Genomic DNA, 14,770 nt, shown 5'->3' with positions numbered 1-14,770 from the left:
CTCGGAGGCCAAGTCATTCCACGATCTTCCGAAAGCTCGCGTAGTGGTCGCTGGTGTAGTAGCAGGCGTCCGGCGTGCGCGGGGGGCCGCCGCATACGATCCGCCGTGCACCACGGTTGCTCGCTCCCGGTGTCCTGACGGTGTATTCCCGGTAGTAGCCCCGCTTGTGCGGGGGCAACAGGCGTTCCCGGTTGCCAAAGACGCTGCCGTCCTTGTCGTGGGGAAAGGGGCCGCCTTCGCGGATGAGACTGAAGGTGGCGCGTCCTTGCGGGGGAAGTTCGGCCAATGCGATGGTGTCGGTTCCGCCCGGGGACGGAGCATTCCGGGCTTCCCCCGAGAGAGGGGCCAGAACGAACGCGGCACCCAGAGCGTATGCAATACCTGCCGTGTACGCCCGGATGGCGATGGCCTTCAGCATCAACTACACCTTTCAGAAACTACGGGTTTACCCGAAATTTCGAGCCAGTAGTGTGACGTAAAGACCCCCAAAAAGCAAGCGCCTGCCCAAAAAATGGGCAGGCGCCGAAGGGTTTCGGAGCGCCTTAAAGTTAGCGCTCGCTATGGCCGGGCCGTTCAGCGCGCGGCGTTGGCGTCGGCCACCGTCAGGGCTGTCATATTGACGATGCGCCGCACGGTCGCGCTGGCGGTGAGCACGTGCACCGGCTCGGCCGCGCCCAGCAGCACGGGGCCGATGGCGATGCCGCCGCCGGCCGCGGTCTTGAGCAGGTTGTAGGAAATGTTGGCGGCATCGATGTTGGGCAGCACCAGCAGATTGGCACTGCCGGCCAGCGTGCTGTGCGGCATCACCTGGGTGCGCAGGGCGGCATCCAGGGCCACGTCGCCGTGCATCTCGCCGTCCACCTCGAGCCAGGGGGCCTGCACGCGCAGCAGGTCCAGCGTCTGGCGCATCTTGACTGCGCTGGGCTGGTTGCTCGAGCCGAAGTTGGAGTGCGACAGCAGCGCCGCCTTGGGCTTGATGCCGAAGCGCATCATTTCCTCGGCCGCCATCACGGTGATCTCGGCGAGCTGTTCGGCCGTCGGGTCGTAGTTGACGTGCGTGTCCACCAGGAAGACCTGGCGGTCGGGCAGCAGCAGCCCGTTCATGCAGGCGTAGGTGTTCACGCCGGCGCGCTTGCCGATCACCTGGTCGATGTAGTTCAGGTGGTGCGCGGTGTGTCCCCAGGTGCCGCAGATCATGCCGTCCACCTCGCCCTTGTGCAGCAGCATGGACGCGATCAGCGCCAGGCGGCGGCGCATCTCGATCTTGGCGATGGGCACGGTGATGCCCTTGCGCTCCGTCATCCGGTGGTAGGTCTGCCAGAAGTCGCGGTAGCGGTGGTCGTTCTCGACGTTCACCACGTCGTAGTCCACGCCTTCCTTCAGGCGCAGGCCGAACTTCTCGACGCGCTGGGCGATGATGGCCGGCCGGCCGATCAGCGTGGGGCGGGCGATCTTCTCGTCCACCACGATCTGCGCGGCGCGCAGCACGCGCTCTTCCTCGCCCTCGGCGTAGGCCACCCGCTTCTTGGCGGCCAGCTTGGCGGCGTTGACGATGGGCTTCATCATCGTGCCGGAGGCATAAACGAAAGTCTGCAGGTGGTCGCGGTAGGCGTCCATGTCGGCGATCGGGCGCTGGGCCACGCCGCTGTCGGCGGCGGCCTGGGCCACGGCCGGCGCGATCTTGATCATCAGGCGCGGATCGAACGGCTTGGGGATCAGGTATTCGGGTCCGAAGGCCAGGGGTTCGCCCACGTAGGCCGCGGCCACCACTTCGCTCTGCTCGGCCTGGGCCAGTTCGGCGATGGCGTGCACCGCGGCGATCTCCATCTCCAGCGTGATGGTCGTGGCGCCGCAGTCGAGCGCACCGCGGAAGATGTAGGGGAAGCACAGGACGTTGTTGACCTGGTTCGGGTAGTCCGTGCGGCCGGTGGCCATCACCACGTCGCCGCGCACCGCGTGGGCGTCCTCGGGCGTGATTTCCGGGTTGGGGTTGGCCAGCGCGAAGATGACCGGGCGCGCGGCCATCTTGGCCACCATGGCGGGCTTGAGCACGCCGCCGGCCGACAGGCCCAGGAACACGTCGGCGCCGTCGATGACTTCGGCCAGGGTGCGGGCGTCGGTCTTCTGGGCGAACTGGATCTTGTCCTCGTCCATCAGCTCGGTGCGGCCTTCATAGACCACGCCGGCCAGGTCGGTGACGAACACGTTCTCGCGCTTGAGGCCCACCTTCAGCAGCAGGTTCAGGCAGGCGAGGGCGGCGGCACCCGCGCCGGAGGCGACCAGGCGAACGGAGCCGATGTCCTTGTTCACCACCTTCAGGGCGTTGAGCATGGCCGCCGCCACCGTGATGGCGGTGCCGTGCTGGTCGTCGTGGAAGACGGGGATGTTCAGGCGCTTGCGCAGTTCGCGCTCCACGTAGAAGCACTCGGGCGCCTTGATGTCCTCGAGGTTGATGGCGCCGAAGGTGGGCTCCAGGGCCGCGATGACCTCGACGAGCTTGGCCGGGTCCTTCTCGTTGATCTCGATGTCGAACACATCGACGCCGGCGAACTTCTTGAAGAGGACGCCCTTGCCCTCCATGACGGGCTTGGAGGCCAGCGCACCGATGTCGCCCAGGCCGAGGACGGCCGTGCCGTTGGAGATAACGCCCACCAGGTTGCCGCGCGCGGTGTAGCGGAAGGCGGCGGCAGGGTCCTTGACGATCTCTTCGCAGGGAGCGGCCACGCCCGGCGAGTAGGCCAGCGCCAGATCGTGCTGGTTGACCATCTGCTTGGTGGCGGCGATGGCGATCTTCCCCGGCTTCGGAAACTCGTGGTATTCGAGGGCCGCTTGGCGCAGCAGGGCGCGTTTGTCAGGCGTGGCGTTGACCGGGGGGGTATCGGACATCAAGGGGTCTCCAGCTCTGTGAAGGGCTGCCGGACCTCGCCAGGGAGCGGGCGCTCCAGGACGGGCCGGCGTTTTAGGGTGTGAGATTGTAGTCAGCCTGCCGTAGAAACCCTGGTAAGGAATTCTGCTTAACCAGGGCGAAGCACCCATGACCTGGAAGCGCGGCACCTGGCCGGCCGGGTAGGCACGGGCTGCAACGGTTCTGTCGTGCCGACCTTTTTTGTGCTGTTGCCGTTATTTTTGAATCAATTGGTTTTCAGCTGATGGGTTTTGCGGAGATTTGACGCAATCTGCCGCGAAACTTCGCGCCCGCAGTCATATGCGTGCCGGAGGCTCGAGGCCTCTGCAAACACCCGAAATATTCATTCATTTTTTTGATGCACCCATGAACGCAGTTCTTTCATGGTCCGGCTGGTTGGTGGCGGCTGGGCTGTCCACTGCGGTCCAGGCCGGGACCAAGGTGCCGCCGGCCATCGACCCCGCCCACTGCCAGTCGCCTGCCGCCGACCTGGTGCTGCCCGCAGCATGGGCGTCCTACCGCGACGCGACGCGCGTGTGTCCCCTGAGCGAACGCCCGGCGGGCAAGGCTCCGGCCCGGGCGCCGGCCAAAGTCCGTCTGGTGGCGGTTTTCACCGATGCCTATTACCGCAACCTGCCGGCCGATGCACCATGGGAGCGCTTTCCCCTGCCACTGCTGGTGGACGAGGCGGGCCGTTGCCTGGCCCGGTTGCCACACCTCTTCCCCGTGGACCCGCCCGAAGACCTCGAGGTGCGCCCGGGCCGCTGGCGCGACGGTATTCCCCAGGAGATCCAGCTGCAGGTGCGCTCGCCTGCGCAGGGCGGCGACTACCGCCTGCCCACCCTGCGGTGGGACAGCGACGCCCGCCTCTACCGTGCCTCCCCCGCGAAGACCGCGGAGGCATCGTCGACACAGGACCACACCCCATGCCCGTAGACGGCGCAGCGGTCGCCAAACTCCAGCAGGCCTGTGACAAGGCCGCCGCCCTCTATCCCAATTCCTGCAGCCATTCGGTCTGGTACGTGATCCAGCAGTACCTGCCCGACCAGCCATGGATGAATGCCAATGCGCTCATGGACCATGTGCAGGGCCAGCGCCACTGGCGCTCCGTTCCTGCGTCGCAGGTGGGCGAACTGGCGCGCGGCGGGGCGCTTATCGTCGGCGGCAAGAAGGAACCCGGACATGGGCACGTCATCGTGGTCTATCCCGGTCCCGACAAGGCTGCCGGAGGGTATGCGTACACCCGTAACGGCAAGACGGAAACATTGCGCACCCGCGGCAGCTATCCCCTGGCCATGTCCACGTCCCTCGGTGGCTGGCCCGGCGCCCGCAGCAAGGGCGACAAGACCATATGGGACCCCTGGGCCAGCGATGCCAAGTTCGCACAAGTGACCTTCTGGCAGCTCGTGCAGTAGCCTGCGGGCCCGGGGACGGTTCGCAGGCCCTGCCTGCGCCGCGCTCACGTTCTCAGGCCGGATCGAGCGGAAACACCGGCCGTCGCACGTTCCTGAACGGAAACAGCGCGTAGTTGGAACTCGTCACCCCGGTGGGGCTGTCGCATTCGACCAGCGCGTGCGAGAGCGGCACGAACACCGGCCGGCAGTACATGCGCGACTTGAGCAGCACGAAGCGGTGGGCCGTCGGGTCCACTCCCACGCAGGAGAACACGCCCAGGTCCCAGGGTTCGTGCGTGCGCTCGGTCACCACGATGCGCGCCTTGCCCGTGTCGAACAGCACGGTGCGGCCCATGGCGCAGCGCTGGCCGGTGTAGATGGGGCCGGTGACGGTGTATTCGCCGTCGCTGATGGCCACCACCGTGCCCTCGACCGCGACCGGCTCCTTGGCCACGCCGAGCTGGGTGAGCGGCACCTTGTTGCCCAGGCGCACGGTGGTGCGGGCGCCCCTGCCTGCCGCGATCAGTTCGGCGACGGCCTCGGGGTCGCACAGTGGGCCCACGGCGATGTCTTCCAGGCCTTCGGCGAGGGCCGCCTGCAGCACGTCCATCGAATCGCAGGTGCCGCCGGACATGCAGTTGTCGCTGTGGTCCAGCAGCAGCACGGGGCGGTCCGCGCCCTCGGCCAGGGCCCGGGCGCGCTGCAACGAGGCATCCAGCGGTTCGCTGTCGTAGATGAATTCCGCGCGCTCGTCCCAGATTGCGGCGGCAATGCGGTCGGCGGCGGCTTGGGCCGGTGCCGGGTCGCCCGCATCGGCGGTGACGACCACGCTCATGCAGGGCGCCTCGATGTCGGCGAGCGAGAAGCCCGCGAACACCGTGGCGGCGGGAATGCCTTCGGCCTCGGCCGCGCGGGCCGCGTCCACCGCGCGCAGCATCGCGCCCTGCAGCGTGGTGCTGCGCAGCGTGTGGCCCATCATCGGCAGCGGGTGCCAGCGCACGGTGTAGCGCGCCCGGCCCTGCAGCATGTCCAGCAGCAGGCGGCCGGCGTGTTCGCCGGTTTCGTACATGTCGATGTGCGGGTAGGTCTTGAAGCCCACCATCACGTCGGCGTGGGCGACCATCTTGGGCGTGATGTTGCCGTGCAGGTCCAGCGCGACGGCCACGGGCACGCCCGGCGCGGCGGCGCGCACGCGCTCCAGCAGGTCGCCTTCGCCGTCGGGGCTGTTCTCGGCCACCATGGCGCCGTGCAGGTCCAGCAGGATGGCGTCGCAGCCGGGCGCGGCCTCCACGATGCGGCGGGTGAGCTCGTCGTAGGCGGCGGCATGCACCGGGCCGCTGGGGTTGGCCATGGCCGAGACGGGCGTCACCATCTCGGCATCCAGGCTGCGGGCCAGGTCGATGAAGGCCGACATGGCCGTGCGCATGCCCAGGTTGTCCTGCAGTGCCTCCTGTCCGTAGCGGGGCGAGAAGGACTCCAGCGGCGTGGGCACCGGCGAGAAGGTGTTGGTCTCGTGGTTGAGACGCGCGATCAGGAATTTCATCGTCATGCCGTCACCCCCGCGCTGCGCAACATGGCGTGCAGCAGCACGTTGCAGCCGGCCTCCAGGTGCTCGGGTTCTGCGTCCTCGATCTCGTTGTGGCTGATGCCGTCCGCGCACGGCACGAAGACCATGGCCGTGGGCGCCAGGCGCGCGAGGTACACGGCGTCGTGCCCGGCGCCGCTCACCACGTCCATGGCGGTGTAGCCCAGGGCGGCCGCATCGGCACGCACGCCTTCGACCAGTTCGGGTGTGAAGGGCTGCGGCGGGAAGTACACCACCTGCTCCACCGCCATCGGCGTGCGGCGGGCGGTGCCGATGCGTTCGCAGGCTGCGCGCAGGGCAGCGTCCATCTGCAGCAGCACCGCGTCGTCGGCGGCGCGCAGGTCCACGGTCATGCGCACGCTGCCGGGAATCACGTTGCGCGAGCTGGGGAACACCTCCAGCACGCCCACCGTGCCGCGCGCGTGCGGGGCATGCGCCAGGGCGATGCGGTTCACCTCTTCCACCAGGCTGCTGGCCGCGAGCAGCGCGTCGCGGCGCAGGTCCATGGGCGTCGGGCCTGCATGCGCTTCCATGCCCTGCACGGTGACGTCGTACCAGCGCTGCCCGAGGGCGCCCTGCACCACGCCGATCACGCAGCCGTTGGCCTCCAGCACCGGCCCCTGCTCGATGTGCGCCTCGAAATACGCGCCCACCGCGGGCGTGGGCGCCGCCGTGCCGGCATAGCCGATGGCGGCCAGGGCATCGGCCACGCTGGTGCCCTGGCTATCGCGCTGGGCGAGTGCATGCTCCAGGGTGAAGGCGCCGGCGAACACGCCCGAGCCCATCATCACGGGCACGAAGCGCGAGCCTTCCTCGTTGGTCCACACCGCGACTTCGATCGGGGCCTCGGTCTCGATGCCCGCGTCGTTCAGGCTGCGCACCACCTCCAGGCCGGCCAGCACGCCGTAGTTGCCGTCGAACTTGCCGCCGGTGGGCTGGGTGTCGATGTGGCTGCCGGTCATCACGGGCGGCAGGGCATCGTTGCGCCCGGCGCGGCGCGCGAAGATGTTGCCGATGGCGTCGATGCGCACGCTGCAGCCGGCTTCGCGCGCCCAGCGCACGAACAGGTCGCGGCCCTCGCCATCCAGCGCGGTGAGCGCCAGCCGGCACACGCCGCCCTTCGGCGTGGCGCCGATGCGCGCCAGGTCCATCAGCGATTGCCACAGGCGCGCGCCGTTCACGCGCGCCTTCAGCGCAGGGGGGGAAGTCTTCATGTCCACGGTCGGTGATCCTGAATGGGGTTCGGGGGTCAGGCCAGGCCTACGCCTAGGTAGCGGTCCTTCGTGGCCTCGTCGGCCAGGAAGGCGTCGTTGCGGGCCTCGTGCACGATGGCGCCCTGCTCGATGATGTAGTGGCGGTCGGCCAGCTGGGTGCAGACCTCCAGGTTCTGCTCCACGAGCAGGATGGCCACGCCCGCGGCCTTGATGGTCTGCAGCTGGGCCACGATCTCCTCGACGATCACCGGCGCGAGGCCTTCCACGGGCTCGTCGAGCATGAGCAGGCGCGGCGCGTTCATCAGCGCGCGGCCGATGGCCAGCATCTGCTGCTCCCCACCTGAGAGCTGCCCGCCGCCGTTGGTACGGCGCTCCTTCAGGCGCGGGAAGATGCGGTAGATGTCGGCCAGCTGCCAGGGCGACTGCTTGCGCTGGCCCAGCAGCAGGTTCTCTTCCACCGTCAGCAGCCGGAAGATGCCTCGGTGCTCTGGCACCAGGCAGACACCGCGCTGCGCGATGCGGTGCGGGGGCAGGCCCTGCACGTCCTCGCCCTGGAAGCGCACGCGCCCCGCCGTGGGCGGCACCACGCCGCAGATGCTCTTGAGCGTGGTGGTCTTGCCCGCGCCGTTGCGGCCGAGCAGCGTGACCAGCTCTCCATCGTCCACGTGCAGGTCGATGCCCTGCAGCACGTGGCTTTTGCCGTAGTGGGCGTGCAGCCCCTCGATCTGCAGGATGCTTGTCATGCCTTCCCTCCGGTGATCATGTTGCCCAGGTAGGCGCTGCGCACCCGTTCGTCGCTGCGGATCGCGTGTGGGTGACCCTCGGCCAGCACGCGGCCCTGCTGCATGACGGTGACGGTGTCGGAAATGTCCATCACGATGTTCATGTTGTGCTCGATGAGGACCACCGTGTGCTCGTCCTTGAGGCCCTGGATCAGCCGCTTCATGTCGTCCAGGTCGTCGATGCCCATGCCCGATGTGGGCTCGTCGAGGAAGATGGCTTTCGGGCCCGCGGCCAGCGCCATGCCCACCTCGAGCCGGCGCTGCTGGCCGTGCGAGAGGCTGCCCACGGGCGTGTCGGCGTGGCGCTCCAGCCCCAGCCGCGCCAGCACGCGGTCCACCACGTCGGCGCGGGAGCGGGGGCCGACGGGTGCGCTCCAGCAGTTGAGGGCCTGCGCGGGCGCCGTGCCCTGCGCGGCCAGCCGCAGGTTCTCGCGCACCGGCAGCGTGAGGAACAGGCTGGTCACCTGGAACGAGCGCGCCATGCCGCGCTGCACGCGGCGGTGGTCCGGCTCGCGCGTCACGTCGTGCCCGTCGAACACGATGCGCCCGCCGCTCACCGCCTTGGTGCCGGTGAGCATGTGGAACAGCGTGGTCTTGCCCGCGCCGTTGGGGCCGATCACCGAGTGCACGGTGTTTGCGCGCACCTTCAGATCCACGCCCGAGAGCGCGGCGAACTTGTCGTAGCGCTTCTCGACGCCGATGGCTTCCAGCAGGATGGGTGCCGTGCTCATGCCTTGTCTCCCGTGCCGGCAGGGGTGCCGTCCGCGTGGTCCTTCGCGCCGCGCAGGCGGGCCCAGGCCGATTCGAACAGGCCCCAGAGGCCGCGCTGCATCCCTAAGCTGACGACCATCAGCACCACGCCCAGCAGCAGCAGCCAGCGCGGCCACAGGGTGGAGAGCCAGTCGCCCACGATCAGGTAGAAGGCCGATCCCAGCAGCGAGGCCAGCAGGTTGCCGGTGCCGCCGATCACGGTCATCACGAGGATCATCTCGCTCGTGTGGTATTCGGCGCTCGCCAGGGGAGCGATGCCGGTCATCATGGCGTGCAGCGCGCCGGCGAGGCCCGTGACGGCACCCGAGATCACGAACGCCTGCAGCTTCAGCAGCTTGAGGTCGTAGCCGATGGCGCCCGCGCGCTCCTCGTTGTCGCGCACCGCCAGCAGGGTGCGGCCGAAGACCGAGGCCGACACCTTCTGCAGCAGCCAGAAGGCCACCAGGAACACCACCGCCACGAAGCCGTAGTACTGCCAGGGTGAGGCGAGCGGCCACAGCGTGAACCCGCCCACGGCCAGCGACGGGCGCGGGATGTCCATGAGGCCGTTGTCACCGCCCGTGAGGCCGGGCATCGAGTAGGCGAGGAAGTAGAACATCTGCGCGAAGGCGAGCGTCAGCATCACGAAGTAGGTGCCGCGCTGCCGGATGGCGACCCAGCCCACCAGCGCCGCGCCCACCGCGCCCGCCACCACGGCGAGCGCCAGGGCCAGCGGCATGGGCAGGGGCCAGCGCGTGAGCGTGAGGGCGATGGTGTAGCTGCCCAGCCCGAAGAAGATGCCCTGGCCGAATGACAGCAGCCCCGTGTGCCCCAGCAGCAGGTTGCAGCCCATGGCCGCGAGGCCGTAGATCAGCACCTCGCTGGCGAGAGAGCCGGACTGCATGGTGAGTGGCATCGCCAGCACGAACGCCAGCGCCAGCAGCAGGTGGAAATGTTTGCGCAAGATCGTCATGGCGGTGTTCATCCTTTGCGGCCCAGCAGGCCATGCGGGCGCAGCAGCAGCACGGCGGCCATGGCGACGTAGATCATCAGGCGCGCGCCCTCGGGCCACACGGTGCTCATCACGCTCTGCACGATGCCGATCAAGAGGCCGCCGACCAGCGCGCCGCCGAAGCTGCCCATGCCGCCCACCACCACGACCACGAAGGCCACGCCCAGCGCCTCGATGCCCATGAAGGGCTCGGCGCCGCGGATGGGCGCCGCCAGCACGCCCGCGATGGCGGCGGTGGCCGCTCCGAGCGCGAACACCAGGCTGAAGATGCGGAACACGTTGATGCCCAGCAGCGACACCATCTCGGTCGATTCGCTGCCGGCGCGCACCGCGCTGCCCAGGCGCGTGCCTTCGAGCACCCACCACAGGCCCACGGCCAGCACGGCGGTGAAGCCGATCACGAAGAGCCGGTACTTCGGATAGACGAAGCTGCCCCACATGACCACGCCCTGCAGCAGATCGGGCACGGCCACGCTGTCGCCCAGCGGCCCCCACTGCAGGATCACCAGCTCCTGGACGGCGAGCGCCAGGCCCACGGTGACGAGGATGTGGAACTCGTGCGGCTTGGCGTACACGTGGCGCAGCACGAGCTTTTCGGTGAGCCAGCCCAGGGCGCCCACCAGCAGCGGCACCACCGCCAGGGCCAGCCAGAAGCTCATGCCCCAGCGCGCCATCTGGTAGCAGAAATAGGCACCCAGCAGATAGAACGCGCCGTGCGCGAAGTTCACGAAGCGCAGCAGGCCGAACACGATGGACAGGCCGACCGCCAGCAGGAAATACAGCATGCCGATGCCGATCCCGTTGATGACCTGTAGCAGGTAGATGCTCATGAGTGGGGCAGGACGCAGGAAGAGAGGGCCCCGGCACCAGGTGCGGGGCAGGAGGGGGCGAAGGCGGCGGCGGATCAGCCGAGCTTGCAGCCGGTCTGGTCCACCGGCAGGAACGACTTGCCGGAACTCACCACGTCCACGTAGTCGTCCTTGTTGGCCATCTTCGCCTTGGGCTTGCCCTTGAGCAGGTAGTAGTTCTTGAGCACCTGGTGGTCGCCTTTGCGGACTTCTTCCTCGCCCGTGAGGCCCGCGTATTTCATGCCCTCCAGCGCGGCGACCACCGCCTTCTGGTCCACGGTGCCGGCCTTGAGGATGCCGTCGATCAGCAGCTTGGTGCAGATGTACGAGCCCGCCAGGCTGTAATTGGGGTTGGCCTTGAACTTGTCCTGGCAGCGCTTGACCAGCTCCAGGTTCAGCGGGGCGTTCACGGTGTGCCAGTACTGCGCGCCGAAGTAGATGCCGTCGCACAGGTCCGCGCCCAGCGACTCGAACTGCTCCAGTCCCGAGGCCCAGGCGATCAGGATGGTCATGTTCTTGTGCATGCCGAAGCTCACCGCCTGGCGCAGCGCGTCCGACGACTGCGAGCCGAAGTTCAGCAGCAGCAGCACGTCGGGCTTGGCGGCCATCGCGTTGGTGAGGTAGCCGCTGAATTCCTTCTCGGTGAGCGAGTGGTAGCTGTTGCCCACGTGCTCCAGGCCCTTTTCCTTGAAGACATTCTTGGCGGCCGACAGCAGGCCGTCGCCGAACACATACTGCGGCGTGATGGTGTACCAGCGCTTGGCCTTCGGCAGCGCATCGGCCAGCGGGCGCACGGTCTGCTCGATCGCGCCGAAGGTGGGCACCGACCAGCGGAATGTGGCGGCGTTGCAATCCTTGCCGGTGATCTCGTCGGCGCCCGCGGTGGTGATGAAGATGCCCCCTGCCTTCTCGGCCTCCTTGCCCATGGCCAGCGATTCGGACGACAGGATGCCGCCCGCGAAGAAGCGCGTGCCCTGCTGCTGCGATGCCTCCTGCACCTTGCGCACGGCGGTGGCGGGCTTGCCTTCGGTATCGAGCACGGTGTAGGCCAGCGGGCGGCCCAGGGCCTTGCCGTACTGCTCGATGGCCAGCTTCATGCCCAGGTCCGCGAACTTGCCGTTCGCGGCGAAGGCCCCCGACATGGGCACGGGGCAGCCGAACTGGATCGCGCCCGTGGACTGCGCCCAGGCTTCGCGCGCGAGGCCCAGCGATGCGGGCAGCGCGCCCAGTGCCGAGAGTTGCAAGAGGTGACGACGTTGCATGGGAAAAAGCTCCTGTGGGGGGTGGGGCCGGCTGGCCTGGCGGCCTGGGCACGGTTTTCTGCAAAGCACGTGGCGTGCCATGTGTTTTTCCTATTTATAGTGATAAATAGAACAAATGCCTTGCAGGTAAACCCTGCCCGCCGCCCCGCTGCACGCGCATGGTGCATACACTGCACCATGGAGCGGACGGGCGGATGTCCTGCACCGCGCCACGCTCCACCCGTCTCAACCCGCAACGCACCATGGCCACGAAACCGCCCGCCGGCAAGCCGATCAAGCCCCTCAAGCGCTCCGACCTCGTCGCGCAGGAGATCAAGCGGCTCATCACCGAGAAGAACCTGAGCCCTGGCGACCGCCTGCCGCGCGAGAGCGAACTGCAGGCGCAGTTCGAGGTGAGCAAGGGCACCATCCGCGAGGCGCTGAAGTCGCTCGAAGTGCAGGGCCTGGTGACCATCTCCACCGGCCCATCGGGCGGCGGCACCATTGCCGAGGTGTCGCTGGACCGCACGCTGCAGTTCATGCAGAACTACCTGTTCTTCCAGGACGTCACCATCGACAATATCTACGCCGTGCGCCAGTTCCTGGAGCCCGAACTGGCCGCTGGCGCCGTGCCGCACCTGACGGAGGCCGACTTCGAGGCGCTGGAGCACAGCATCGCCTGCTGCGACCCCCACTCCAGCAGCGAGGACCTGCTCGCCCAGCGCCGCGAGGACGTGAACTTCCACGACATCCTGGCCGCGGCCAACCCGAACCCCTTCCTGCGCTTCACCTGCGAGCTGATCAACGAGATGCTGCGCCAGCTCATCGTCTATGGCAACCGCACTCCGAAGTCGGAGCACCGCCGCTTCGGCGAGACCAATGCGCGGTTTCACCGCGAGATCGTGCAGGCGGCACGGGCGCGCGACGCCGCCCTGGTGCGCGAATTGATGGCGCGGCACATGCTGGACGCGGCCAGCAGCGTCCAGCGCATGAAGGGCCGCATCCAGGGCCGCCTGATCCTGGACGCCGAGACGCTGCGCGGCCCCCGGTCGGTCCACCTGCGCAAGAAGGCATAGCGCACCGCAGGCCGGCAGGCGGGCCGGCGCCGCCTCCCCGCGTGCTCAGGCGGGCACCGGCCTTCCGCTGGCCGGGTCGTGCACCGCCACGCGGTTGCGCCCCTGCACTTTGGCAGCGTAGAGGGCTTCGTCCGCGCAGGCCATGAGCGCACGCGGCGCGTCCGCATGCTGTGGAAATGCGGCGACGCCGCACGACAGGGTGGTGGACAGCGCATCGGGGCCGTGGCGCACCTGCAGGGCCTCGAAGGCCTGGCGCAGTGCCTCGGCGCGCTCCCGGGCGACCGCGGGCGGCGTCTCCGGCAGCAGCAGCACGAATTCCTCGCCGCCGTGCCGGCAAGCCATGTCCTGCACGCGCACGTGGCGCTGCATCAGTTGCGCCAGGGCCTGCAGCATGGCGTCGCCCGCGGCGTGGCCGTGGGTGTCGTTGACGTGCTTGAAGTGGTCGATGTCGATCATCAGCAGCGACAGCGGCAGGCCCCGGGCGCCGCACTGCGCGATCCGGGCCGCGAGGATGGCGTCGAGGTGGCGCCGGTTGTACAGCCCGGTGAGCGGGTCACGCATGGCCTGCTCCTGCAACTGGTCCTGCAGTGCGCGGATCTCCTCGAACTGCGCGCGCAGCCGGGCGTTGCTCTGCTGCTGCTTCACTGCCCGCCGGTAGCTGGTGTGGGCGAACACCGTCAGGAACAGCGTGAGTGCCAGGATGCACAGCAGCGACGTGGCCATGTCGATCTCCGGGTGCAGGGGCTGGTCCCCGTACAGGGCAAGCCCGACCAGGAGCCCGACGCCCATGGCGGCCACGAGCCGCAGCAGCCCGGGATAGCCGTGGAACGCGACGACGTTGATGCAGTTGCCGATGAACAGCGTGAAAGTGATCCAGACCGGCAGGCCCAGCAGGCCCGCCCAGAGCCCGCCGAAGAGGTTGTCCACCAGCATGTTGTGCAACTCGGCCTTCGCCTGGTGCGGCGAGCGGCGGGCTGTCCAGTAGGCCAGGTGCGGATAGGCGAGGAACTGCACGGCCAGCACGGCCCAGGCGGCCGGACCGGCTCCCGTGTGCCGGAAATGCGACCCCAGCGCCAGGAACAGCAGCGCGTAGAAGAAGGTGCGGTTGCGGTGGTTCATCCGCACCAGCCAGTGGACGGTGGGTGCGGGCGAGGGCGCTGGCGGGTTCGGAAAAGAAGGCATCGGAGGCGGTACGACGTCCCGGCAAGCCCGCAGTGGAGGAGGCGTGGAAGGATTGCTCGACAGTGGATCCTTCCCTTATCGGCAGTTTTCCGGAAAGCTGCAGTGTTGTCTTCCTGCCGCTTTCCTGGCCTTTCCGGGCGGGCCGGTGGCCGCATGGCCCCGCAATGGAGTGACAATCCGCCTGCCACGGCATCCCGTGGCGCCGGGCGCTCCGGGAGGGAGTACCTGGCGCCGGTGTGCCGTGCCCCTTTCCCATCCAGCCATGAAAACAGGTGAAACGATGCGTTCCATGCGTTCCTACAGTGCCCTCTTGAGCCTTCTCTGCTGCGCCGCGGTGCTCGGCGGATGCGCCGCCGGTGCGTCCGGCCAGGCACCCGGCACCCCCGCCGAGGCCCCGCCGCCGGCCGCTGCCCCCGCACCCGAGCCGGCTCCCGCTCCGGCCCCCGCACCCGCCCCGGTGCGCATTCCGGAGGACGGCACGGTCGCGGAGTTCTCCGGCCTGGAGACCGAACTGCCTGCCAATACCGCGGAGCTGCTCGATGCCCTGACCGCGGACAAGGCCGCCGCTGGCCAGCGCTGGGAGATCAAGGGCTATGCCGACCGCAAGGTCACCAAGAACGCGCGCCAGATCGCCCTGGCCCGCGCGCTGGCCGTGCGCAAGGAGCTGGTGTCGCGCGGCGTGCCGGCGCAGAACCTGCGCGTGATGTTCAGCACCGACCAGGCCCGTAATGCGGTGACCGTGCTCCCGCGCTGATTCGCATCCCGGTCGTGGCGGCCCGTG

14 protein-coding genes are annotated in these 14,770 nt (G+C 68.6%); 4 read left to right on the top strand and 10 right to left on the bottom strand.

Going from position 1 to position 14,770, the window contains the following annotated elements; all coding sequences use genetic code 11:
- Positions 1–13: 13 nt before the first annotated feature.
- Together ACGHC0_RS24580 and ACGHC0_RS24575 are read right to left on the bottom strand one after the other, a co-directional pair.
- Positions 14–418 (bottom strand): ribonuclease domain-containing protein, encoded by a 405-nt coding sequence (locus ACGHC0_RS24580; protein WP_013597088.1) that lies wholly within the window; start codon positions 416–418, stop codon positions 14–16.
- Positions 419–573: 155 nt separating this feature from the next.
- Positions 574–2,886, bottom strand: a complete 2,313-nt coding sequence (locus ACGHC0_RS24575; protein WP_019703940.1) for an NADP-dependent malic enzyme — start codon at positions 2,884–2,886, stop codon at positions 574–576.
- A gap of 385 nt (positions 2,887–3,271) precedes the next feature.
- Between ACGHC0_RS24575 and ACGHC0_RS24570 the strand changes: the two genes are divergently transcribed.
- Positions 3,272–3,841 (top strand): hypothetical protein, encoded by a 570-nt coding sequence (locus tag ACGHC0_RS24570; protein ID WP_368353409.1) that lies wholly within the window; start codon positions 3,272–3,274, stop codon positions 3,839–3,841.
- Positions 3,832–4,320, top strand: coding sequence for a hypothetical protein (locus ACGHC0_RS24565; RefSeq protein WP_415267038.1), 489 nt, complete (start codon positions 3,832–3,834; stop codon positions 4,318–4,320). Before ACGHC0_RS24570 ends, ACGHC0_RS24565 begins: the two co-directional genes overlap by 10 nt.
- A 52-nt stretch (positions 4,321–4,372) precedes the next feature.
- On the opposite strand, the gene ACGHC0_RS24560 is transcribed toward ACGHC0_RS24565, so the two are convergent.
- The 7 genes from ACGHC0_RS24560 to ACGHC0_RS24530 all read right to left on the bottom strand — a co-directional run bounded on the left by ACGHC0_RS24560 (position 4,373) and on the right by ACGHC0_RS24530 (position 11,752).
- Positions 4,373–5,842, bottom strand: coding sequence for a M81 family metallopeptidase (locus tag ACGHC0_RS24560; RefSeq protein WP_415268459.1), 1,470 nt, complete (start codon positions 5,840–5,842; stop codon positions 4,373–4,375).
- 2 nt (positions 5,843–5,844) lie between these two features.
- The gene (locus ACGHC0_RS24555; RefSeq protein WP_415267037.1) at positions 5,845–7,098 is read right to left on the bottom strand and encodes a Zn-dependent hydrolase; all 1,254 of its coding nucleotides are present in this window, start codon (positions 7,096–7,098) and stop codon (positions 5,845–5,847) included.
- Positions 7,099–7,133: 35 nt separating this feature from the next.
- Positions 7,134–7,841 (bottom strand): ABC transporter ATP-binding protein, encoded by a 708-nt coding sequence (locus tag ACGHC0_RS24550; RefSeq protein WP_415267036.1) that lies wholly within the window; start codon positions 7,839–7,841, stop codon positions 7,134–7,136.
- Positions 7,838–8,611: an ABC transporter ATP-binding protein gene (locus ACGHC0_RS24545; RefSeq protein ID WP_368353405.1), complete on the bottom strand. Its 774-nt coding sequence runs from the start codon at positions 8,609–8,611 to the stop codon at positions 7,838–7,840. The genes ACGHC0_RS24550 and ACGHC0_RS24545 overlap by 4 nt, the downstream gene beginning before the upstream one ends.
- Complete coding sequence (locus ACGHC0_RS24540) at positions 8,608–9,603, bottom strand: branched-chain amino acid ABC transporter permease (RefSeq protein WP_368353404.1); 996 nt, start codon at positions 9,601–9,603, stop codon at positions 8,608–8,610. The genes ACGHC0_RS24545 and ACGHC0_RS24540 overlap by 4 nt, the downstream gene beginning before the upstream one ends.
- An 8-nt stretch (positions 9,604–9,611) precedes the next feature.
- A complete protein-coding gene (locus ACGHC0_RS24535) occupies positions 9,612–10,472 on the bottom strand; it encodes a branched-chain amino acid ABC transporter permease (protein ID WP_368353403.1) in 861 nt (286 codons plus the stop codon).
- A gap of 74 nt (positions 10,473–10,546) precedes the next feature.
- A complete protein-coding gene (locus ACGHC0_RS24530) occupies positions 10,547–11,752 on the bottom strand; it encodes an ABC transporter substrate-binding protein (RefSeq protein ID WP_368353402.1) in 1,206 nt (401 codons plus the stop codon).
- A 242-nt stretch (positions 11,753–11,994) separates the two neighbouring features.
- On the opposite strand from ACGHC0_RS24530, the gene ACGHC0_RS24525 reads away from it, so the two are divergent.
- Complete coding sequence (locus ACGHC0_RS24525) at positions 11,995–12,807, top strand: FadR/GntR family transcriptional regulator (RefSeq protein ID WP_368353401.1); 813 nt, start codon at positions 11,995–11,997, stop codon at positions 12,805–12,807.
- Positions 12,808–12,852: 45 nt separating this feature from the next.
- On the opposite strand, the gene ACGHC0_RS24520 is transcribed toward ACGHC0_RS24525, so the two are convergent.
- A complete protein-coding gene (locus tag ACGHC0_RS24520) occupies positions 12,853–13,989 on the bottom strand; it encodes a diguanylate cyclase (RefSeq protein WP_368353400.1) in 1,137 nt (378 codons plus the stop codon).
- A 310-nt stretch (positions 13,990–14,299) separates the two neighbouring features.
- Here ACGHC0_RS24520 and ACGHC0_RS24515 point away from each other — a divergent pair, with 310 nt between their 5' ends.
- Positions 14,300–14,743, top strand: coding sequence for an OmpA family protein (locus tag ACGHC0_RS24515; protein WP_415267035.1), 444 nt, complete (start codon positions 14,300–14,302; stop codon positions 14,741–14,743).
- Positions 14,744–14,770: the final 27 nt, after the last annotated feature.

It is taken from the genome of Acidovorax sacchari (assembly GCF_042847045.1).
GTDB classification, from domain to species: domain Bacteria; phylum Pseudomonadota; class Gammaproteobacteria; order Burkholderiales; family Burkholderiaceae_C; genus Paracidovorax; species Paracidovorax sacchari.
The sequence above is the reverse complement of the archived record's forward strand: the minus strand, read 5'-3'. Positions and strand labels throughout refer to the sequence as shown.